The organism is Micromonospora nigra (genome assembly GCF_900091585.1).
In the GTDB taxonomy this organism is placed as follows: Bacteria; Actinomycetota; Actinomycetes; order Mycobacteriales; family Micromonosporaceae; genus Micromonospora; species Micromonospora nigra.
This window is the reverse complement of record NZ_FMHT01000003.1, coordinates 3,375,001-3,396,123: the sequence shown is the minus strand read 5'-3', so window position 1 is coordinate 3,396,123 and position 21,123 is coordinate 3,375,001. Positions and strand designations below refer to the sequence as shown.

Here is a 21,123-nt window from a genome sequence, read left to right as displayed (position 1 = left end):
CACCACGTCACGACCGGAGGAAACATGCCCACCTTCCAGACCCCCGCACCGATCGCCGTCACGGTCGACCTCGGCGCCGGCCACCTGCAGGTCACCGCAACCGACCGCGCCGACACCGTCGTCGACGTCCGCCCCGGCAACGACACCGACGATTCCGACGTGAAGGCAGCTCGACAGGTCAAGGTCGACTACACCGACGGCACCCTGCGCATCACCGGTCCGAAGGCGGGCGCCTTCGACTTCTCCCGCAGGTCCAAGCACGTCATCGTGTCCATCGAACTGCCGAGCGGCTCCCACCTGTCCGCCGAACTACAGGCCGGCGACATCCGCGGCACCGGCCAGCTCGGGCAGTGCCAACTCGAGACCTCGGCCGGCAACATCGGGCTCGAACAAGCCGGCCCACTGCGGCTGGCGACCGCCGCCGGCCACGTCACCGCCGACAGCGTCACCGGCGACGCCGACATCCGCACCGGCACCGGCACCATCCACATCACCAGGATCGACGGCACCGCGGTGATCAAGAACTCCAACGGCAACACCACCATCGACACCGCCACGGGCGACCTGCGGATCCGCACCTCCAACGGCAACATCCACATTCACCACGCCGCCGCCGACGTCGACGCGAAGACCACCAACGGCAGCATCCGCGTCGACGAGGTGGCCCGCGGCTCGACCACCCTCGCCACCTCCGCCGGCAACCTCGACATCGGCATAGCCGACGGGGTCGCCGCCAAGCTCGAGGTCCAGACGAACTTCGGCCGAGTCGACAACCAACTCGAACACATCACCGAACCCCAGACCGACAGCAAGGTCGCCGTACGCGGCCGCACCTCCTTCGGCGACATCACCGTTCGACGCTCCTGATCCACCGGGAGGACCGCCACGTCCTCCCGGTGGCCGACCACGAAACCGTTGGCTGTCGGTGCCCAGCCCGGGAAACGCCGCCGCCACACGGCCGGAAGGGCGGCCCGTGCCCGCTGCTTCCGGCCCACGCCTCGGAACGTCACGCGGTCACGACCAACGCACCCCTTCACCGTCCCGTCAGGTTCACCGTGCCACCGGGGCGAGGCCAGTTTCCTGAGCGGTCGTACGAGCGCCTCGTTGATCGCTTCTGCACACATCGACGCCGTTCGGCGGCTGACGCGAAGCGCGGTGTCACCGACCGGCACTCGATGGTGGGTCCGCAACAACAATCCCACGAGAGTGCACGACAGCCAGTGCACAGTGCCCTCCGCACCACCGCCCACGGCTTCGGCCAACACACGCGATCAGTGGTTTCGTCCGACGCTCCGCGAAGGACAGCGATCCGGCGCGCGACGACATCTGAAAGGGCAGCTCCGATGAGAGTGATGGAGAGATGACACGTTCGGCGATTGCGGTTTCCGGACTGCGAAAAGCATATGGCGACAAGGTCGTGCTCGACGGCATCGACCTCACCGTCGCTCCGGGATCGATCTACTCCCTGCTCGGCCCGAACGGGGCGGGCAAGACGACGATGGTGAACGTCCTCACGACGTTGCTGAAGGCTGACGCCGGAACAATCCGCGTCGCCGGGCACGACGTGGCGACCGCGACCAGGCAGGTGCGCGCCGCCATCGGTGTGACCGGTCAGTTCGCCGCAGTGGACGATCTGTTGTCGGGCCGCGAGAACCTCCAACTGATGGCGGACCTCAAGCACATACGCTCGAGCGACCCGATCGTCACGCGACTGCTGGAGCGGTTCGACCTGGTGGAGTCGGCGGACAGGATGGTGTCGACCTACTCCGGCGGTATGCGCCGGAAGCTGGACCTGGCGATGACGCTGGTCGGCAACCCGCAGATCATCTTCCTGGACGAGCCGACGACGGGTCTCGACCCCCGAAGTAGGCGCACCATGTGGGCGATCGTCCGGGAGCTGGTGGCCGAGGGCGGCACCATCTTCCTGACCACCCAGTACCTCGAGGAGGCCGACCAGCTCGCCGACCAGATCGCGGTGCTCCACCAGGGCCGCCTGGTCGCCGAGGGCACCCCCGAGGAGCTCAAGCGCCAGGTCGGCGGCAGTCATGTGCAGTTCCGGTTCGCCGAAATCCACGAACTCGAGACGGCGGCGCGGCTCCTGCCCGAGTCCACCCGCGACGACGAGGAGCTGACCCTGCGGGTGCCCCACGACGGCGAATCGAGGTCGCTGGTGGCCCTGCTGAACCGGCTCGACCAGCAGTCGATCAACGCCCAGGAGTTCTCCGTACGCACGCCGGACCTCGACGACGTCTTCCTGGCCCTGACCGACCAGACGAGCACCAAGCCCACGAGCAAGGAGGCGATCGCGCGATGAGCGCTCTCTCGACGGCGTTCGGCGACTCGGCGATCATGCTGCGGCGCAACTTCAAGCACACGTTCCGGAATCCGCTCACGGTGTTCAACGCGATCCTGTTCCCCATCGTGATCATGTTGATGTTCGTGAAGGTGTTCGGGGGCGCGTTCAGCGTCGGGTCCGACTACATCGACTATGCGACGCCCGGGCTGCTGGTGATGGCCATCGGCTACGGCCTCGGGGCCACCGCGACGGCGGTGAACTCCGACATGACCAAGGGCATCATCAACCGGTTCAAGGTCATGGACGTCTCCCGCGGTTCCGTGCTGACCGGGCACGTCGTCGTGACCACGCTGCGCTGCCTGGTGGCCTGCGCGGCCATCATCGGCGTCGCCTTCGCGATGGGGTTCGACCCGGCCGCGAGCGCCCTTGACTGGCTGGGCGCGGTCGGTGTCATCGTGCTGCTCAGCTTCGCGGCCGGTTGGCTCACGGTCGCCATGGGCCTGGCGGCGAAGACCGTGGAATCAGCGGGTCTGGCCACCGTTCCGCTGATCATGCTGCCGTTCCTGAGCAGTGCGTTCGTGCCCGCGGACACGATGGGGTTCGGGGTGCGACAGTTCGCGGAGCACCAGCCCTTCACCCCGATCATCGAGACGCTGCGCGGGCTGCTGACGGGCAACCCGTCGAGCAGCGACGCGATCGTGGCCGTCGCCTGGTGTGTTGGGTTCACCCTGGTCGGATACGTGTGGGCGGTCTCGACGTTCAAGAAGCGAGCGTGACGCCGACCAGATCCGTCAGCCTCGGAAAGCGGCGAAGCCCAGGTCGATGACCTGGGCTTCGGCACCGAGCCGCCTGACGGAATCGAACCGTCGACCTACGCATTACGAGTGCGTCGCTCTAGCCGACTGAGCTAAGGCGGCAACGATCGTCGAGTCTACGGCACGACCCCGCCGAAGACCGAGCGGGGATCCCTGTTTCTGCAACCGGACATCCGACTCCTTCCCGGACGGCAGCCCACTCGGATCCGGGCTACGCTGCGGCGGGTGACCGACGATCGCTCCCCCGTCGACCCGCACACCACCCCGCCGACCGGCCAGCCGGGTGAGCCACCGCCGGCCGGGCCGCACGCCGTGGAGGCCTCGGGTGGTCGTCCCGCCCGCCGGCCGCGCAGCACCGATCCGCGTGAGCTGGGCTTCACGCCGCGCGGGCCGGTGCCGTGGCTCGCGCCGTTCCTGCTGGTCAGCACCGGCATCCGTACGCTGCTGGCCATACTCTTCGGGGCGTACCTGGACAAACGGGAGATGCAGAGCGCGCTGCCGGCGCGCATCGGCCGGCAGGTCGGACCCGACGGTGGGCTCTGGCTCGACTACGTGGCCGACCTGGGCGACGGCTTCGACGCCACGTACTCGGTGGCGTACCTGCTCGCCCAGCGCGAGCTGGACGTGGACGGGCACCGGCTACCCCGGGCGCAGACGCTGGTGATGGGCGGCGACCAGGTGTACCCGTCAGCGGCCTACGAGGCGTACGAGGACCGGTGCAAGGGTCCCTACCAGGCCGCGCTGCCGGTGACCCCACCCGAGCAGCCGACGATCTTCGCGTTACCCGGCAACCACGACTGGTACGACGGACTGACCGCCTTCCTGCGGCTGTTCGTCCGGTCCCGGGACCGGCACTTCGCCGGCTGGGGCACCGGCCAGTCCCGGTCGTACTTCGCGGTGGAACTCCCCGCCGACTGGTGGCTGCTCGGCATCGACGACCAGTCCGGGTCGTACCTCGACGACCCGCAGCTCGCCTACTTCGACGAGGTGGCGACGAGGCTGGGACCGCAGAGCCGGGTGATCCTTGCGGTGCCGGCACCCGCCTGGGTCAAGGCCGTCGACCATCCCACGGCGTACGACTCGATCGACTACTTCATCCGCACGATCGTCGCGCCCAGCGGGGCGCAGGTACGGCTCCTGATCTCCGGGGACCTGCACCACTATGCCCGCTACGCGGGCCCGGAGCGGCAACTGGTCACCTGCGGCGGCGGTGGCGCGTACCTGTATCCGACGCACAAGCTCCCGCAGCGCATCGCGGTCCCCCCGCACGACACCCTCGCGCGGCGGTCCAGCCCGTCCCTGCCGTACGAACTGGCGGGCCGCTACCCGGACGCGGCGCGTTCCCGGCGGTACGGCTGGGGGATCTTCGCCCGACTGCCCCGGCGCAACCCCGGCTTCGCCTCGCTGCTCGGCATCCTGCACACGCTGCTGATGCTGGCGATGGTGGGGGTGGCCGAGTACCGCGAGAACGCCACCGACCAACGGCTGTTCAGCGTGCCGCTGGTGGCCATGGTGCTGGTGACCGTGCTGGCGGCGGCGTTGTTCGCCAAGCCGCCGAGTTCCGGTGGCAAGCGGCGGGCCCGGCACTGGATTCTCGGGTTGGGGCACGGCGTGGCGCACGTCGGGCTGGCCGCCGCAGGCAGCTGGGCCTGGCTGGAACTGCCGTTCCACGACTGGTCGTGGCCGCTGCCGGCGGTCGCCGCGGCGGCGTTCTACGGGCCGGTCAGCGGCCTGGTGGCCAGCCAGCTCGTGGCGGCGTACCTGCTGGTGGCGAGCATCTTCGGGGTGAACGTCAACGAACTGTTCGCCGGCCAGGGAATCGAGGACGCGAAGGCGTTCCTGCGGATGCGCATCGACCCGGACGGCACGCTCACCCTCTACCCGGTCGCCGTCGACCGGGTGGCCCGCGACTGGGAGCTGAACCCCGACGACTCGCCGGAATCCTCCTGGCTGGCCCCCCGCACCCCGCTGACCCCTCGGCTGGCGGAACCGCCGATCACCCTCACCTGACCCGGGCGGTGGCGGCCGATCAGGTGGTGTAGTGCTGGTCGTGGGCCTGGCGGGGGCCGCAGACGGAGGCACGCGAGCAGGAACAGCGGGAGCCGTCGGCGTCCAGCCGGACCGTCACGGCGTCCCGGGGGACGCTGTGGCCGACGACCCGGCCGTCCCCCTCCGGTGTCGACACCCGGGAACCGATCGCCGGGGCGGACTCCTGGAACTTCTGGTACAGCGGATGTTCGTACTTCAGGCAGCACATCAACCGCCCGCACGCGCCGGAGATGCGCAGCGGGTTGAGGGGCAGATCCTGGTCCTTCGCCATCCGGATGGTCACCGGCTCGAAGTCGTTGAGGAAGGTGGCGCAGCACAGGTCACGTCCGCAGGAGCCGATGCCACCCTGCACCCGGGCGGAGTCGCGGGCGGACAGCTGGCGCAGCTCGACCCGGCAGTGCAGGGTCGCTCCGAGGTCCCGGACGAGAGACCGGAAGTCCACCCGGTGCGGCGCGGTGAAGTAGATCGTGCTCCGCTCGCCGCCACCGTCGGGCCCGCCGAGGGCGTGGTCGACGGCGACCACCTTCATCGGCAGGCCGTGCTCCCGGATCAGCCGTTTCGCGGCGACCTTGGCCTCCGCCTTGCGGCGCCGCAGCGTCTCGTCGCGGCGCAGATCGTCCTCCTGCGCGAGCCCGGCGAGGCGGGGGAAGCCGTCCGTGTCCTCGGTGACCCACTGGGCGGCCCAGACGCACTCGGCCACCTCCGGCCCGTCGTCGGTCGGCACCAGCACCCGGTCGCCCACCTGCGGGCGCAGTTCGCCGGGATCGAGATAGTAGAGGCGCCCGTACCGGTGGAAGCTGACGGCGCAGAGCATGCCCATTCCCTCACCCTACGTCGCCACGGGCGCTCCGGCGCACCCGCTCGTCGCGGGACGAACACCGGCGTCGCCATCCACCGTTGTCGAATCAACCGATGTGCGGCCGGTCTGGGCGGGGACGGCGCTACCCGACCGGATGCTCACCAGCCGACTCGGGTGGATGTCTCGCGCAGGGGCTGCACCGGGGCGGGAGCGCGCCAACGGGACTCCCTGAGGCTCGGCGCCCACTGGCGGAGCAGGGTCTCCGCACCGTCGTACGCGACGCACAGCACCGCCAGCACCCGTGCCGCGATCTCGGCGGCCTGGGGCGCACCCGTGGTCGACGGGGCCGCCGGATCCCCGGGCCCGCGTGCCGAGGTCGCCGCGACCACTGCCACCGCGTCGGCGGAGCCCAGCACGTCGGCGAGCGCCCGGGCCAGGGCGAGCCGGCTGCCCTCCACCCAGTCGGCCAGCGCGTCGGCGTAACCCGCGGTGGATTCCAGCCGCCCGACGAGGCTCTCCGGACCCTCGTCGAAGTGGTGCAGCAGGGACGCCCTCGCCCGCCCGTACGCCTCAGCGGCCGGCCCCGACCAGAGCAGCTGATCGGTCAGCGCGGCACCGGCGTCGTCGTACCCCCGGACCTGCCGTCGGACCGCGTGACCGGCGGCCGTCAGCGGCGCGGCCCGCAGGTCGAGGAAGGCACGCACCGCCTCGCCGGGAAGCACCTGCATGCGGCGCAGCAACGGCCACACCCGGTGCCCCTCGGGAGCACCGGCGGCGAGCAGCGCGTCGACCCGGCCCAGCAGGTCGAGGCCCGGTTCAGCGAGCCGGTCGAGGGCGTCCATCACCCCTCCCCGAGCAGGCGGCGACGGGCACCGGCGTCGGTGTCGGCGTAGTGGTCGGCCGTGCTCCGGACGGCGTTCGCCGCGGCCGCCAGTTGCGCCGCCGCCGCGTGCGCCTCGCGGGCCCGGTCACCGGTCGCCTCCACCCACTGCCGGTGCAGCGCACGACCGATCTCACCCGGCCGGCCGGCCGCGTCGGCACCGAAGGCGACCTGCGGGGGGTCGCCCGCGGTGACCGCGCGGGACACGCCGCTGAGGTCGGCGGCAGCCTCGTCGAGACGGCCGGCGAGGGTGCGCAGCACATCCATCTCAGGCTCCCGCGAGCGGCCGGTAGGCGACGAAGGTCTCGTTGTGGAGCTTCTCGCGCGCCCACTGGGCGGCATCGGCCGAGGCGGTCACCGCAGCCCGCACCGAGGCGGCGACGTCACGCGGGTGGCGGGTGTGCAGCGGGCCGAGGAAACGCACGTCGGTGACCCGGCCGGCGGCGGTCACGACGACCTCGACCAGACCGTCCGGCGACCGGACGGTCACCTCGACCGTCGTCACCGCCTGGTCGAACTCGGCCTGGAGGGACTCGATGCGGCGGTAGCGCCGCACGGCTTCCTCGATCCAGGCCTCGTCGATCTCCCCCCGCGGCATCGGCGAACTCCTCCCCGGACTGCTCACTCAGTGTGCCACCACCGTCACCACGGCACACCGGACCGTACCGCACCCGAATTGCGCCTGTCGATGCCTGTGGACAACCGGTCCGGCCGACGGGATCCACCGCCCCGGACCGCCCTCGGCACGCGCCCGGATCAGCCCTTCCAGAGGGCGAGCATCATCGCCTCGACGGCGATCCTCGGCTTCACGTTCGCCTCGATCGCCGCCCGGCACGCCAGGACCGCCTCCAGGCGGCGCAACGCCCCCTCCGCCTGCCACTTCTGCGCGCCCGCGCCGGCCAGCGCGGCCGTGTCGACGTGCACCGGGTCGACGGGGGCACGCAGCGCCATGGCCACCGCGTCCCGGTAGAAGCCCGCCAGGTCGACCAGCGCCCGGTCGAGCGCGTCCCGCTGGGCCCGGGTGGCCCGCGACTTCTGCCGCTTCTCCAGGTCCTTCAGCTGTCCCGCGGCACCCCGGATGGCGCCGGCCGCGCCCCGCCCGGTGCCGCCCGCGCCGAGGGCGGTCTCCAGCGCCGCCCGCTCGGCCGCGTCGCTCTCCGCCACCGAGACGGCGGCCTCCGCCTCGGCCGCCTCGATCAGCGCGGAAGCCGCGTCGAAGGCGGCCCCGACCCCGGTCAACCGGCGCGGCACGGCCAGCACCGCCTCCCGCCGGGCACGCGCCTCCGGGTCACGGGCCAGCCGCCGGGCCCGACCCACGTGCCCCTGCGCGGCCGCCGCCGCCCATCGGGCCACGTCGGGCGTGATGCCGTCCCGCCGTTCCAGCACCTCGGCCACCGCGCCGGCCGGCGGCTGCCGCAGCGGTACGACCCGGCAGCGGGACCGGATCGTCACCGAGATGTCGTCCGGGTGGGTCGACGGGGCGCAGAGCAGGAAGACGGTACGCGGCGGCGGCTCCTCGACGGCCTTGAGCAGTGCGTTTCCGGCGGCCTCGGTGAGCCGGTCCGCGTCCTCGATGATCACGACCTGCCAGCGCCCGCCCGACGGGGTGCTGGCGGCGCGCAGCACCAGCGCCCGCATCTCGTTGACGCCGATGGAGAGCCCCTCCGGCACCACCAGCCGCACGTCGGCGTGGGTGCCGGTCATGGTGGTGTGGCAGCCGGGGCAGGTGCCGCAGCCGGTGCCGTGCGCGCACTGCAACGCCGCGGCGAAGGCCCGCGCGGCGACGGACCGCCCCGACCCGGGTGGCCCGGTGAAGATCCAGGCGTGGGTCATCCCCGCACCGGGGTCGCCGGCCGCGACACCACCCGCGCCCGGGGCCACCTCGGCGTCCCCTGGTTCGGCCGTGGCGGCGGACAGCTCGGCGGCCTCCCCGGGACGGCCCGTTGCGGCGCGCAGCACGGCGGCGGCCGCCGCCGCGGCGCGGCGCAGGGTGCCGACCGCCTCGTCCTGGCCGACCAGGTCGGCGAAGACGTCGGGCATCACGTCCGCTCCGTCGTCACCAGCTCCGGGTCGGATAACTCGGACTGCACCGAGGTGTCCGGCCCCTGCGCCGGGCGCTGGTGCACGACGCCGCCGGATGCTCCCAGCAGCATCTCCTCGATCCGGGCGACCACCTGCCCGGCGATCTCCTCGGCGGACCGGGAGGCGTCGAGCACCAGGTAACGCTTCGGGTCGGCGACGGCGAGGTCGAGGAAGGCGTACCGGACGCGTTCGTGGAAGGCCACCGACTCGGCCTCCAGCCGGTCGGTGCCCTCGTTGCGTGCCGCCACGCGGGACAGCCCGGTGCGCGGGTCGACGTCGAGCAGCACCACCAGGTCGGGCTTGAGCCCTCCGGTGGCCCAGGACGAGAGCCAGGAGACCTCCTCGACGGGCAGCGTCCGGCCCGCGCCCTGGTATGCCAGGGACGAGTCGACGTACCGGTCGCTGACCACCACCGCACCCCGCACGAGCGCCGGGCGGACGACGGTGGCCACGTGGTGGGCCCGGTCGGCGGCGTAGAGCAGCGCCTCGGCACGCGGGGACGGTGCCTCCACGCCGGAGCTGTCGAGCAGCAGCGAGCGGATCCGCGCCCCCATGGCGGTGGCCCCGGGTTCGCGGGTGACCACCACGTCGCGGCCCTGCTCACGCAGCCGCTCGGCCAGTCGGGTGAGCTGGGTGGACTTGCCCGCCCCCTCGCCGCCCTCGAAGACCACGAACAGACCGGCGGAGACGAACGGCTCGGCCGGCATCAGCGGGCGGCCCCGGATCGAGCCCCACAGGTCGGCGAGAACCGGCACGCCCTTCTTGTCGTCCATCTGCCCGAACGCACTGATCCCGGCGACGATGCCGGCGGCACCGGCGGCCAGCAGCAGCAGTCGGGTCGACGAGATGGAGACCCCCAGGTCGGCGATCTCCAGGGTGCGGGATCCGCCGACCCCGGCGAGCAGGCTGCTCAGGCCGATGGCGAGGATCAGCACGAGCCGGGTGCCGATCTGCACCACGGCGAAGACCCGGCCGCGTACCTCGTCGGCGATCTCCCCACCGAGCAGGGTGGTGCCGGACAGGAAGGCCATGCCGGCGCCCGCGCCGACGAGGATCGCACCGACCATCGCCATGGACAGGTGGATGGCGAAGGCGAGGGTCATCACCGAGGCGCTGGCCAGCACGATGCTCATGCCGAACCAGCGTCGCCGGGACATCTCCTTGACGATCAGCGGGCCGAGCCCGATGCCGAGGGCCAGGCCGACGAAGATCGCGCCGAAGAGGAGGTAGAAGGCGGCGTCGCCGGCGCCGAGCGAGTTGGCGAAGAACTTGGCGGTGCCGATCACGATGCCGCCGCCGGCGAAGGCCCCGAAGATGCCGAGCACCAGGCCCCGCACCAGCGGCGTCTTGCCGATGAACTTCCAGCCGTCGGTGAACTGGCGCAGCATGCTCTGCTCGGTGCGGCCCCGTTCGGCGGCCTGGCCGTGGCTGATCTCCTTGATGCCGTACGCCACCACCAGGGCGGTGGCGAGGCGGGAGAACGCGTTGACCCAGAGCGCCAACTGGGCGGGCTCGGCCCAGTCGGGCGGGTTCCCGGGCACCGCGCCCCGGACGGCGGCGTCCAGCGCGGCGAGGACCAGCGCGGCGAAGACGGGCGTGAGGCCGTACGTGGTGATCAGCGTGAGCTGGTTGGCCGCCTCCAGCCGGGCGCGCGGGATCAGGTTGGGGACCGCGGCCTCCTTGGCCGGGATCCACAGCAGGGTGATCGACTCGATCAGGAAGGTCGCGACCAGCGCCCAGCCGACGACGACGGCGCTGCTCGCGCCCAGCAGTGCGACCAGCGGGATCGAGGCGAACAGCAGGAACCGCAGGACGTCGCAGATGACCATCGTCCAGCGCCGGTCGAACCGGTCGGCGAGCACGCCGGCGATCGGCCCGAGGACCAGGGCGGGCAGCAGCCGGATCGAGATGGTGGCACCGAAGGCCGCGCCCTTGGCCGTGCTGCCCTCGACCTGCGAGGCGGCGAACACGGAGGTGGCCAGCAGGCCGAACCAGTCGCCGAAGGAGGCCGCGCCGAGGACGATCCAGAGCCGGCGGAACGGCCGGATGCGCAGGACGGACCGGATGCCGGCGTACCCGGACAGGTCGGCTGCGGACTGGCCGCCGGAGCGACCCTCCGGACCGGCCGGCGGGGTGCCTGCGTGGGCGGTACCGCGCTCATGGGCGGCGTCGGCGTCGGCGGTGCCGGGCCGGCGGGCGGCGTCGGCGTCGGCGGTGCCGGGCCGGCGGGCGGCGTCGGCGTCGGCGGTGCCGGACTGGTGGGCGGCGTCGGCGTCGGCGGTGCCGGACTGGTGGGCGGCGTCGGCGTCGGCGGTGCCGGACTGGTGGGCGGCGTCGGCGTCGGCGGTGCCGGACTGGTGGGCGGCGTCGGCGGACGGCCGGGCGGCGCCGCCGGACTCGTTCTCCGACGGCGACACGCCGGGCGACTCGCCGTTGAACTGGCTTTCGATGGCCGTACCTCCACGTGCCGGCCCATCACTGGGCACCCCCGGTGGAACACTCTAGACCCGGCGGTAGGCGTTGCCCGCCGTGACATTGCCTGCTCGCCGAGCCTAGGCCGCCGTCGCCACTGCGCGCAGCCGGGCGGACGCGAGGGCTTTTCGCATTGACCGTTCGACAGTTAGCGTGCACACGTGGCGACCGACAGCGACATCCTGCGGAACCGGCTGGACCGGGCGACCGCACACCTCGACCCGCCGTACGCGGTGGTCGACCTTCCGGCCCTCGACGCCAACGCCGCCGCGCTCACCGCCCGCGCCGGCGGCAAGCCCCTGCGGGTCGCCAGCAAGTCGGTCCGGGCCCGAGCCATGATCTCCCGTACGCTCGACCGCCCCGGCTGGCGGGGCGTGATGGCCTTCACCCTGCCCGAGGCGATCTGGCTGGTACGCGCCGGGGTGACCGACGACGCCCTGGTGGCGTACCCCACCGCCGACCGGGCCGCGCTGGCCGAGCTGGCCGCCGAACCGGCACTCGCCGCCGCCGTCACCCTGATGGTCGACGACACCGGGCAACTGGACCTCGTCGACGCGGTGTGCGCCCCGACCCGCCGACCCGACCTGCGCGTCTGCCTCGACCTGGACGCCTCCTGGCGGCTGGTGCGGGGACGGCTGCACGTCGGGGTGCGCCGGTCCCCCGTGCACAGCGCCCGGGCGGCCGGCCGACTGGCCGCCACCATCGCCGCCCGGCCGGGCTTCCGGCTGGTCGGGCTGATGTCGTACGAGGCACAGATCGCCGGCCTGGGCGACGCGCCGCCGCGGCAGGCGGTACTCGCCACCGCGATCAGGCTGGCCCAGCGCGGTTCCTACCGTGAGCTGCTGGCCCGCCGGGGTGCGGCGGTCACCGCCGTCCGTGAGCACGCGGAGCTGGAGTTCGTCAACGGAGGCGGCACCGGCAGCGTGGCCGCCACCAGCGCCGACCCCGCGGTCACCGAGGTCACCGCGGGCTCGGGGCTGTACGGGCCGACGCTGTTCGACGCGTACCGGGCGTGGCGGCCCACCCCGGCGGCCTTCTTCGCCTGCGCGGTGGTCCGCCGGCCCAACCCGACGGTCGCCACCGTGCTCGGCGGCGGCTGGATCGCCTCGGGCCCGGCGGCGGACAGCCGGCTCCCCCGCCCGTGGCTGCCCGCCGGGCTGAAACTGGTCGGCACCGAGGGCGCCGGCGAGGTGCAGACCCCCGTGACCGGGGCGTCGGCGGCCGGGCTACGGGTGGGAGACCGGGTGTGGTTCCGCCACGCCAAGGCCGGCGAGCTGTGCGAACGCGTCAACGAGCTGCACCTCGTCGAGGGGGACTCCGTGGTGGCGACCGTGCCCACGTACCGCGGCGAGGGCCACGCGTTCCTGTGAGGTCGCCGCCACCCCGGCGCAGTGGTGGCACCGGTCGGGTGCCGCCGACGACACGACCGCGGGCGGGCGGGATGCCCGGGGTGACGGCGCGCCGGCAGGGGACCGGCCGGTGAGCCGGATACCGGAGTCAGGCGGTCCGGGCGGCCGGCTCGCCGGCGGCATCGACGGCAACATCTGCGGCGGCGTCGGATGCGGCGGCATCGGCTGCGGCGGCGTCCCGCGCGTCGACCTGGCGGTGCAGGTACTCGCGGATCAGCGCCTTTGCCTCGGTCAGCACCCGGTCGTCGCCGTCGGGCAGCCGGCGGAACGCCAGCTTGATCAGCGCGTCGGCCGCCTCCACCGCGATCTCCAGGTGGAAGCGCAGATCAGGCACGTCGGTCAGGCCGAAGCGTTCGGTGAGCACCCGGGCCAACTGGTCGGCGATCACGCCGTTGTTGTCCCGCTGCTCGTCGAGCAGGTGCAGGTCGACCACGTCGCCGAAGTGCAGGGTGCGGAAGCCGGGAACAGTGCGGTGCATCGAGATATACTCGTCGATACCCGCGTCGACGCCGTCCCACCAGTGGGTCAGGTCGTCCGAGGCGAAGCGCTCGTCGAGTCGCTGGAGGTAGGACTCCATCGTGCGCAGGGTCAGCGCCTGCACGATGGCCCGCTTGTCCGGGAAGAACTGGTAGACCGAGCCGATCGCCACCTCGGCACGCTCGGCGAGGAGGGTGGTGGTCAGTCCCTCGTACCCCACCTCGTCGACGAGCTCCGCGCAGGCGTCCAGCATCCGCTGGACCCGCGCCACACTTCGACCCTGCACCGGTACGCGACGAAGCGGCCCGGTCGTGGCGGCTGAAGTGGACACTCGCCACCCCCTCTCGACGGATGAACATATCTGCACGTCACGAGTTCGTGACTACCGGTACAACGAGCAAACCTCGATTGCGGTATTTACCAGGGATAACGTTCCTGATATGAATTCGGTTCATATTCATCTCGAGGAGCGCCGATGGCCGTCACCGCCCCCGCCGCCGCCTGGTCGAACTGGGCGGGCAACCAGCGCAGCGTTGCCACCGCTGTGCTGCGCCCCACCACTGTCGACGAGGTCGCGGCACATGTCATAGCCGCCTCCGCCTCGGGTGAGCGGATCCGGCCGGTCGGTGCCGGCCACTCCTTCGCCCCCGTCGCGGTCGCCGACGGGCAGCGGATGGAACTGGCCGACCTGGCCACCGACGTACGGGTGGACGTCGATCGCCGACTCGCCACCGTACCGGCCGCGATGACGTTACGGACACTCAACGCCCTGCTCCACGACCACGGACTCGCCCTGCCCAACCTCGGCGACATCGACGCCCAGACGGTCGCCGGCGCCATCTCCACCGGCACCCACGGCACCGGCACGGCCCACGGCTGCCTGTCCACCTTCGTCGAGGCGCTCACCCTGGTCACCGGCACCGGCGAGATCCTGCACTGCTCCGCCGACGAACACCCCGACGTGTTCGCCGCCGCCCGGGTCTCCCTCGGCGCGCTCGGCGTCCTCGTCGACGTGACCCTACGCTGCGTCGACGCGTTCGTCCTGCTCGCGCACGAACGTCCCGCCTCGCTGTCCGCCGTACTCGCCGACCTGCCCGCCCTGCTCGACAGGCACGACCACGCCGAGTTCTTCTGGTTCCCCTACACCGAGCGGGTGCAGCTCAAGACCAACGACCGGGTGCCGGCCGACGACCGCCCGCTGTCCCGCTGGCGCGGCTGGCTGGACGACGACTTCGTCGCCAACACCGGGTTCGGCGGGGCCTGCCGGCTCGGCCGCCTGGTGCCCGCCCTGGCACCACTGATCAACGCCGCCGCCGCCCGGGCCCTCACCGAACGCCGCTACACCGGCCGCTCCGACGCGGTCTTCTGCACCCCGCGCCGGGTCCGCTTCACCGAGATGGAGTACGCGCTGCCACGCACCGCCCTGCCCGAGGCGCTGGACGAGTTGCGGCGGATCATCGACCGGTTGCCGGTCAAGGTGCTGTTCCCGGTCGAGGTGCGCTTCGCCGCCGCCGACGACATCTGGCTGTCGCACGCGTACGGGCGCGACAGCGCGTACATCGCTCTGCACCAGTACGTCGGCGTACCGGACGAGCCGTACTTCCGGGCGTTCGAGGAGGTGGCCGCCCGGCTCGGCGGTCGACCCCACTGGGGCAAGCTGCACTGGCGGGACGCGGCGTCGCTCGCCCCCGCGTACCCCCGCTGGGCCGACTTCCGGTCGCTGCGCGACCATCTCGACCCGCACCGCGTCTTCGCCAGCCCGCACCTGACCCACGTCCTCGGATCCTGACCCGACCTCCTGCGTAGATCTTGGTACGGACCGGCCCCTCCCGGGGCACATCCGTACCAAGATCTCGGGGCTGTCCACAGGGGCAGACAGAGTGCGTTCCTACGGGGCAGGGTGAGCGTGGAAGGGGTGGAGATGGGAGGGCGTGAGCGCGGGAGTGGGTGAACGCGGGAGGTGAGCGCGGGGGGTCGGTGGGGCCGGAGTGGTGGGGCCGGTGCACGTGGTGGAGCCGGTGCACGTGGTGGAGCCGGTGCACGTGGTGGGGCCGGCGGTTCTGGGGGGCGGGCATGGGCTGGCTGGCGGAAGGCGCTGCCGAGCGACGATTCCGACGAACTCGCCTGGACGCTGTTCCACCAGGACGACGTCATCAGCCTTGAGCAGGCGCGCCAGCACCTCTCCCCGAAGGCCATCCGCCACCGGGTCGGCACCGGCCGCTGGCGCAAGGTCCACCGCGCCGTCTTCGTCACGCACAACGGTCCGGTCGGTGCCGAGCACCTGCGCTGGATCGCGGTCCTCGCCGCCGGACCCGCGGCGGTGCTGGGCGGGCTGACGGCGGCCGAGGCATGGGGGCTGCGGCGGTACGGAAGCCCGCTGGTGCACCTGCTCCTACCTGCCACGCACCAGACTCGCTCGCTCCCGCCCGGGGTGGTGGTGCACCGGACGACCACCCTGGGAGAGGACGACGTTCTAGCGGTCGGGCAGCCCCGGCGGACGATGCCGGCCCGGTCCCTGGTCGACGCCGCCCAGTGGGCCGCGACTGACGAGCAGGCGCGTGCGGTCATCGCCGCCGGTTTCCAGCAGCGTCTGGTCGGTGGCGACGACGTGCACCGGGTCCTGGAACGGCTGCCACGGGCACGACGGCGCCGGCTCATCGCCGAGACCGCGTCCGACGCGGCGGGCGGGTCGCACTCCCTCGCCGAACTCGACTTCCTCGGCCTCGTCCGACGTGCCGGCCTGCCCGAACCCTCGCGGCAGGTGGAGCGGCGTGATGCCACGGGCCGCCGCCGCTACCTGGACGTGTCGTTCGAGGAGTGGCACGTCCACGTGGAGATCGACGGTGGGCAGCACCTGGATCCGGCCGCAGCCTGGGCCGACATGCGTCGCCAGAACGACCTGTGGATCGAGGGCGATCGCGTCCTGCGGTTCCCGGCGTGGGCGGTGCGCAACCGGCCCGACCACGTCACCGGCCAGATCCACGCGGCCCTGAAAGCCGCAGGATGGCCCGGCTGACCCCAGCCGCCGCCGGACACCCAACCCCCGAGATCTTGGTACGCACCGGCCCCTCCTTGGGCACTTTCGCACCAAGATCTCGCCGAATCGCTCACCCCGTCGAGGTCGTCGCCTTACGCGGAGCGGCCGATCTCGCCGGATCGCTCACTCCGTCGAGGTCGTCGCCTTACGCGGAGCGGCCTTCTTGGCCGGGGCCTTCCGGGCGGTCGTGGCCTCGGCGGTGGTCGCCTCCCTGGCGGCCGTGGACTTCGCCGCCGCCGTCCTCGCCGCCGTGGACTTCGCCGCCGCCGTCTTGGCGGCCGTGGACTTCGCCGCCGTGGCCGTCTTCTTCGCCGCCGTGGCCTTCTTCGCCGGCGCCTTCTTGGCCGCGGCCTTCTTCGGTGCCGCCTTCTTCTTCGGCGCCGGCCCCTTGGCCCGCTTCTCGGCCAGCATCTCCGACGCCTCTTCCAGCGTCAGCGCCTCCGGGGTCTGCCCGCGCCGCAGCGAGGCGTTGGTCTCGCCGTCGGTGACGTACGGGCCGAACCGACCGTCCTTGATGACCAACGGCTTCTCGGTGAGCGGGTCGTTGCCCATCTCGCGCAGTGGTGGGGCGGCGGCCCGACGCTGGCGGGTCTTCGGGGCGGCCAGCAGCGCGAGAGCCTCGTCGAGGGTGACGGTGAACAGCTTGTCCTCGGAGTCCAGCGACCGGAACTCGTCGCCACGCTTGACGTACGGGCCGTAGCGGCCGTTGTTGGCGAACACCTCGGCCCCGTCCGGGGCCACGCCGACCAGGCGGGGCAGGCTGAGCAGCTTCAGCGCCTCGTCGAAGGTGAGCGAGTCGGGCGACTGGGTGCGCAGCAGCGACGACTTGCGCTCGCCGCTGGAGACGTACGGGCCGAACCGGCCCGACTTGAGCACGATGGGTTCCCCGGTGGCCGGGTCGTCACCGAGCTTGCGCTCACCGCCACCGCCGAGGAACAGCTCGTGCACCTTCTCGGGCGTCAGCTCGTCGGGGGCGAGCCCCTCGGGAATCGGTGCCCGGTCGCCCTGGGCGACGCCACCCTCCTCGCCCTCCGCCGAGGACCCGGCCGCAGGCGCCGCCGCGCCGGCACGCGAGGCGGCAGCCGGCTCACCGCCGGGCAGCTCACGCTGGAGGTACGGCCCGTACCGGCCGACCCGCACCACGACCTCGCGGCCGTCGTCGTCGACGAACAGCGGAATCGAGTTGACGCTGCGCGCGTCGATCTCGCTGAGGTTCTCGGTGACCAGCTTCTTCAGCCCACCCGCGTGCGCGATGGCCTGGTCGCCGGTGCCGTTCGTGGTGCCGAAGTAGAAGGCGGTGAGGAAGTCGACGGCCGCGTGGTCACCACCGGCGATCTCGTCCAGCTCGTTCTCCATGCTGGCCGTGAAGTCGTAGTCGATGAGGCGCGGGTAGTGCCGCTCCATCAGCCCGATCACCGCGAACGCCAGGAACGTCGGGATCATCGCCTGCCCGCGCTTGGCGACGTACCCGCGGTCCTGGATGGTCTGCATGATCGACGCGTACGTCGAGGGGCGGCCGATGCCCAGCTCCTCCAGCGCCTTGACCAGCGACGCCTCGGTGTAGCGCGACGGCGGCTGGGTGTGGTGGCCCTGCGCCGCCAGTTCGTCGGCGGTCAGCGGCTGGTCCCTGACCAGGTTCGGCAGCCGGCGCTCGGCGTCCTCGGCCTCGGCGTTCTCGTCGTCGCTGGACTCGACGTACGCCCGCAGGAAGCCCGGGTCGGTGATGGTCTTGCCGGTGGCACCGAAGTCGGCTTCCTCGGCGGCCGTGGAGACCGCGCGGATGCGCACCGACACGCTGGAGCCGACCGCGTCGGTCATCTGCGAGGCGATGGTGCGCCGCCAGATCAGCTCGTAGAGCTTGAACTCCTCGGCCGACAGCTCCTTGGCGACGTCACCGGGGGTGCGGAAGTTGTCCCCGGCGGGGCGGATCGCCTCGTGCGCCTCCTGGGCGTTCTTCACCTTGCCGGTGTAGCGGCGCGGCTCCGGCGGCACGCTGCGCTCACCGTACAGCTCGACGATCTGCCGGCGGGCCGCCGCGATGGCGGTCTCCGACAGGTTCACCGAGTCGGTACGCATGTAGGTGATGTAACCGTTCTCGTAGAGACGCTGCGCGGTGCGCATCGTCTGCTGCGACGAGAACCGCAGTTTGCGGGCCGCCTCCTGCTGGAGGGTGGAGGTGATGAACGGCGCGTACGGGCGGCGGCGGTAGGGCTTCTCCTCGACGCGGGTGACCGTGAACGGCCGACCCGACAGACGGGCGGCCAGCCCTCGCGCCCCGCTCTCGTCGAGGTGGACGACCCCGGCACCGGGCTTCACCCGACCGGTGGTGGACTCGAAGTCCTTGCCGGTGGCGATCCGGTCGCCGCCCAGCGCGACCAGGGTGGCGTTGAAGGTACGCGGACCCTCGCCCGGCTCGGCCACCGCCAGGGTGGCGAGGATGTTCCAGTACTCGGCGGTGCGGAAGGCCATCCGCTGGCGCTCCCGCTCGACCACGATCCGGGTCGCCACGGACTGCACCCGGCCCGCCGACAGCTTCGGCATGACCTTCTTCCACAGCACCGGGGAGACCTCGTAGCCGTAGAGGCGGTCGAGGATGCGCCGGGCCTCCTGGGCGTCGACCAGGTCGCGGTCGATCTCGCGCGGGTTCGCCACCGCGGCCTGGATGGCCGGCTTGGTGATCTCGTGGAAGACCATCCGCTTGACGGGCACCTTCGGCTTGAGGGTCTCCACCAGGTGCCAGGCGATGGCCTCGCCCTCGCGGTCCTCGTCCGTGGCGAGGAGGATCTCGTCGACCTCCTTGGCCAGCTTCACCAGCTTGCTGATCTGCTGCTTGCGGTCGGGCGAGACGACGTAGAGGGCGTGGAAGCCGTTGTCCACGTCGACGCCGAGCCGCGCCCACGGCTCACCCTTGTACTTCGCCGGCACGTCGGCGGCGTTGCGGGGCAGGTCGCGGACGTGCCCGAAGCTGGCCTCCACGACGTATCCCGGGCCGAGATAGCCCGAGATCGTCTTGGCCTTCGCCGGGGACTCGACGATGACCAGACGGGTGGTTCCAGCGTTGCTCGGCACGGCTCTCTCCGACCTCACTCCTGCTCGTGGTCGCCCGATGCCCGGTTCAGGCCGCACTCGACCCTCCGGGCCCCTGCGGTCCGGATGTCCAACGTAACGCGCCGTCCGCGTTCCGGGTTTCGCGGGCGGCGATCCGCCCCGGGGCACGGGACGAGGTGCCGGACGGCGCCACCGTACACCGTGGGTGTGGCCGAAGGCGGAACACTGTGACGACGACAGCCCGTCGGCTGATCCGCCGACTGACCGTATCGCCCCTTTTCCGCACACGCCTCGGCGTCGCCACCGCCGGCCTCGCCGTCGCCTTCCTCACCTGGACCGCCACTCGGGCGGCCTCGGGGCACCAGTCAGGTCCGGGGTGGCCAGGCCGTGGCCGGGGCGGCGGCCGGCCGGTCGCCCACCAGCTCGGCGAGCCGCGCCAGCCGGCGTCGGCCCGTGATCCGGTACGCCGGGCCGCCCTCGCCCGGCTCCACCAGCCGGCCCGCCAGGCCGGCCGCGTCGAGGGCCGCGCCCACCGTGGCCCACCGGTCCGGATCGGTGCCGCCCAGCCGCAGCAGGAAGGCCGACGGCTCGGCGACCCCCGCCGCCGCCAGCCACAGTCGCAACCGCCGCCCGGTCAGGTGGAAGGTGGTCGGGGGCCGCTGTGTCGCGCCGCGCAGCCAGGCCGCCGCCAGCGGCAGCAACATCCGGGTGTACGCGGTCCGCACGGTGTGTCGCGCGTCCTCCGTCGGCTCCCAGCTCGCCGGCACTCCCCGCTGCGCCAGCTCGGCCACGAGGACGTGCACCCGCCAACCCGCGTCGACCACCACCGACAGCCGGGCGGTGCCGCCCATCCGTACCACCTCGCCCGGCCCCGCGAGCAGCCCGGCGAGGTCCGCGACGGACGGCTCGGCGGTGTCGGCGCCGAAGAAGACCAGCTGCCGACCGGCGGGCCCGGCGGCGATCGGGGCGCCCGCGGCGGTGGTTGCGGCACCGACCCGGTCGTGCGCCGACCGCTCGGGTTCGGGAAACGCCACCGGCAGCGGCACCGCCTCCGGCGCGTCGCCGGGGCCGGGCGGTGGTGGTCGGCCCGGCCGGCGGAGCTGCGGCTGACCGGGGCGGCGTTCCCCGCTCAGCGACACTCGGGCACCTCGTCGAAGGCGCGCTTGAGCTCCTCGGAGTTGAGCCGGCTGGTGTCCAGCGCGCTGGCGTCGTACTCGGCTTTCAGGGTGTCCACGGCGGTCCGGACGCCGTCGTAGAAGGCGGTGGCCTGGCCGGTGCCCAGCCCGTCGATGGTGTCCCGGGCCCGGCCGTACGCGTCACGGATCTTCGCCAGCGAGTCGCGGAACCCGACCGAGATCTCCTCGCCGTGCTCGGTCTCCGGGACGCCGGCCTGCTCGATGCTGCGTCGGGCGGTCTCACTGGCCTGCTCGGCCCCGGCGAACATCCGGACGAGGTTCTCCTTGGCCTGCGCCGGGGTGGTCTGCGCCGTCATCTGTTCGTCGGTGCTCCGGGTCAGTTTGCTGATCTCGGCCCGCCACGGGGTCAACGCCGAGCAGACGGAGGCCGCCCACGCCCGGGGGCTGGGTCCGTCGCCGCAGCCGGCCAGGAGGACGAGCGTGGCCAGGACCACCGTGAGCTTTCCGGCGGTTGCCGCCCGGCACGTACGCATGCGTTGCAGCGTACGACTTCTGTCGAGACCCGGCACCGGTCAGCGGGCGCGGACCGGCACGGCCCGGCCAGCTGTCGACGCCGGTCGACA

General features: G+C 72.5%; 17 protein-coding genes and 1 tRNA gene. 7 read left to right on the top strand and 11 right to left on the bottom strand.

Going from position 1 to position 21,123, the window contains the following annotated elements:
- Positions 1-24 precede the first annotated feature (24 nt).
- The 3 genes from GA0070616_RS14540 (at position 25) to GA0070616_RS14530 (ending at position 3,072) form a co-directional block, all read left to right on the top strand.
- Positions 25-867, top strand: a complete 843-nt coding sequence (locus GA0070616_RS14540) for a DUF4097 family beta strand repeat-containing protein (protein ID WP_091082135.1) — start codon at positions 25-27, stop codon at positions 865-867.
- Between the two features lie 493 nt (positions 868-1,360).
- Complete coding sequence (locus GA0070616_RS14535; protein ID WP_091082132.1) at positions 1,361-2,314, top strand: ATP-binding cassette domain-containing protein; 954 nt, start codon at positions 1,361-1,363, stop codon at positions 2,312-2,314.
- On the top strand, positions 2,311-3,072 hold the full coding sequence (locus GA0070616_RS14530; protein WP_091082130.1) for an ABC transporter permease: 762 nt from the start codon (positions 2,311-2,313) through the stop codon (positions 3,070-3,072). The genes GA0070616_RS14535 and GA0070616_RS14530 overlap by 4 nt, the downstream gene beginning before the upstream one ends.
- A 67-nt stretch (positions 3,073-3,139) precedes the next feature.
- On the opposite strand, the gene GA0070616_RS14525 is transcribed toward GA0070616_RS14530, so the two are convergent.
- Positions 3,140-3,213 (bottom strand) — tRNA-Thr (locus GA0070616_RS14525).
- A 123-nt stretch (positions 3,214-3,336) separates the two neighbouring features.
- On the opposite strand from GA0070616_RS14525, the gene GA0070616_RS14520 reads away from it, so the two are divergent.
- A complete protein-coding gene (locus GA0070616_RS14520) occupies positions 3,337-5,121 on the top strand; it encodes a metallophosphoesterase family protein (protein ID WP_425412946.1) in 1,785 nt (594 codons plus the stop codon).
- A gap of 19 nt (positions 5,122-5,140) precedes the next feature.
- Here the strand turns inward: GA0070616_RS14520 and GA0070616_RS14515 are convergent, their stop codons facing one another.
- The 6 genes from GA0070616_RS14515 to tmk all read right to left on the bottom strand — a co-directional run bounded on the left by GA0070616_RS14515 (position 5,141) and on the right by tmk (position 11,407).
- A complete protein-coding gene (locus GA0070616_RS14515) occupies positions 5,141-5,980 on the bottom strand; it encodes a PSP1 domain-containing protein (protein ID WP_091082127.1) in 840 nt (279 codons plus the stop codon).
- A gap of 137 nt (positions 5,981-6,117) precedes the next feature.
- Positions 6,118-6,801 (bottom strand): hypothetical protein, encoded by a 684-nt coding sequence (locus GA0070616_RS14510; protein WP_091082124.1) that lies wholly within the window; start codon positions 6,799-6,801, stop codon positions 6,118-6,120.
- Positions 6,801-7,106 (bottom strand): hypothetical protein, encoded by a 306-nt coding sequence (locus GA0070616_RS14505; RefSeq protein WP_091082121.1) that lies wholly within the window; start codon positions 7,104-7,106, stop codon positions 6,801-6,803. Before GA0070616_RS14505 ends, GA0070616_RS14510 begins: the two co-directional genes overlap by 1 nt.
- A gap of 1 nt (position 7,107) precedes the next feature.
- The gene (locus GA0070616_RS14500) at positions 7,108-7,437 is read right to left on the bottom strand and encodes a YbaB/EbfC family nucleoid-associated protein (protein WP_091082118.1); all 330 of its coding nucleotides are present in this window, start codon (positions 7,435-7,437) and stop codon (positions 7,108-7,110) included.
- Between the two features lie 158 nt (positions 7,438-7,595).
- Positions 7,596-8,879, bottom strand: coding sequence for a DNA polymerase III subunit delta' (locus GA0070616_RS14495; RefSeq protein ID WP_091082115.1), 1,284 nt, complete (start codon positions 8,877-8,879; stop codon positions 7,596-7,598).
- A complete protein-coding gene (gene tmk, locus GA0070616_RS14490; protein ID WP_425412945.1) occupies positions 8,879-11,407 on the bottom strand; it encodes a dTMP kinase in 2,529 nt (842 codons plus the stop codon). The genes GA0070616_RS14495 and tmk overlap by 1 nt, the downstream gene beginning before the upstream one ends.
- A 147-nt stretch (positions 11,408-11,554) precedes the next feature.
- On the opposite strand from tmk, the gene GA0070616_RS14480 reads away from it, so the two are divergent.
- Positions 11,555-12,763, top strand: a complete 1,209-nt coding sequence (locus GA0070616_RS14480) for an amino acid deaminase/aldolase (protein ID WP_091082113.1) — start codon at positions 11,555-11,557, stop codon at positions 12,761-12,763.
- A 127-nt stretch (positions 12,764-12,890) separates the two neighbouring features.
- Here the strand turns inward: GA0070616_RS14480 and GA0070616_RS14475 are convergent, their stop codons facing one another.
- Positions 12,891-13,532, bottom strand: a complete 642-nt coding sequence (locus tag GA0070616_RS14475) for a TetR/AcrR family transcriptional regulator (RefSeq protein WP_245712972.1) — start codon at positions 13,530-13,532, stop codon at positions 12,891-12,893.
- A gap of 222 nt (positions 13,533-13,754) precedes the next feature.
- Here GA0070616_RS14475 and GA0070616_RS14470 point away from each other — a divergent pair, with 222 nt between their 5' ends.
- The gene (locus tag GA0070616_RS14470) at positions 13,755-15,068 is read left to right on the top strand and encodes a D-arabinono-1,4-lactone oxidase (protein WP_091082108.1); all 1,314 of its coding nucleotides are present in this window, start codon (positions 13,755-13,757) and stop codon (positions 15,066-15,068) included.
- Positions 15,069-15,239: 171 nt separating this feature from the next.
- Entirely contained in the window at positions 15,240-16,295 is a 1,056-nt protein-coding gene (locus GA0070616_RS14465) for a DUF559 domain-containing protein (RefSeq protein ID WP_245712769.1), read from the top strand.
- A 144-nt stretch (positions 16,296-16,439) separates the two neighbouring features.
- On the opposite strand, the gene topA is transcribed toward GA0070616_RS14465, so the two are convergent.
- The 3 genes from topA to GA0070616_RS14450 form a co-directional block, all read right to left on the bottom strand.
- Positions 16,440-19,385, bottom strand: a complete 2,946-nt coding sequence (topA, locus tag GA0070616_RS14460; RefSeq protein ID WP_091082106.1) for a type I DNA topoisomerase — start codon at positions 19,383-19,385, stop codon at positions 16,440-16,442.
- A gap of 344 nt (positions 19,386-19,729) precedes the next feature.
- Positions 19,730-20,497: a hypothetical protein gene (locus GA0070616_RS14455; protein WP_425412999.1), complete on the bottom strand. Its 768-nt coding sequence runs from the start codon at positions 20,495-20,497 to the stop codon at positions 19,730-19,732.
- On the bottom strand, positions 20,494-21,033 hold the full coding sequence (locus tag GA0070616_RS14450; protein ID WP_091082104.1) for a hypothetical protein: 540 nt from the start codon (positions 21,031-21,033) through the stop codon (positions 20,494-20,496). Before GA0070616_RS14450 ends, GA0070616_RS14455 begins: the two co-directional genes overlap by 4 nt.
- Positions 21,034-21,123: the final 90 nt, after the last annotated feature.

What these genes read in the sequence shown, in the direction of transcription:
- GA0070616_RS14505 (WP_091082121.1), bottom strand. Translation starts at nt 7,106, where the DNA reads ATGGATGTGCTGCGCACCCTCGCCGGCCGTCTCGACGAGGCTGCCGCC.
- GA0070616_RS14470 (WP_091082108.1), top strand. Translation starts at nt 13,755, where the DNA reads ATGGCCGTCACCGCCCCCGCCGCCGCCTGGTCGAACTGGGCGGGCAAC.
- GA0070616_RS14450 (WP_091082104.1), bottom strand. Translation starts at nt 21,033, where the DNA reads ATGCGTACGTGCCGGGCGGCAACCGCCGGAAAGCTCACGGTGGTCCTG.
- GA0070616_RS14475 (WP_245712972.1), bottom strand. Translation starts at nt 13,532, where the DNA reads ATGCTGGACGCCTGCGCGGAGCTCGTCGACGAGGTGGGGTACGAGGGA.
- GA0070616_RS14510 (WP_091082124.1), bottom strand. Translation starts at nt 6,801, where the DNA reads ATGGACGCCCTCGACCGGCTCGCTGAACCGGGCCTCGACCTGCTGGGC.
- GA0070616_RS14500 (WP_091082118.1), bottom strand. Translation starts at nt 7,437, where the DNA reads ATGCCGCGGGGGGAGATCGACGAGGCCTGGATCGAGGAAGCCGTGCGG.
- GA0070616_RS14515 (WP_091082127.1), bottom strand. Translation starts at nt 5,980, where the DNA reads ATGGGCATGCTCTGCGCCGTCAGCTTCCACCGGTACGGGCGCCTCTAC.
- GA0070616_RS14495 (WP_091082115.1), bottom strand. Translation starts at nt 8,879, where the DNA reads ATGCCCGACGTCTTCGCCGACCTGGTCGGCCAGGACGAGGCGGTCGGC.
- GA0070616_RS14530 (WP_091082130.1), top strand. Translation starts at nt 2,311, where the DNA reads ATGAGCGCTCTCTCGACGGCGTTCGGCGACTCGGCGATCATGCTGCGG.
- GA0070616_RS14535 (WP_091082132.1), top strand. Translation starts at nt 1,361, where the DNA reads ATGACACGTTCGGCGATTGCGGTTTCCGGACTGCGAAAAGCATATGGC.
- GA0070616_RS14540 (WP_091082135.1), top strand. Translation starts at nt 25, where the DNA reads ATGCCCACCTTCCAGACCCCCGCACCGATCGCCGTCACGGTCGACCTC.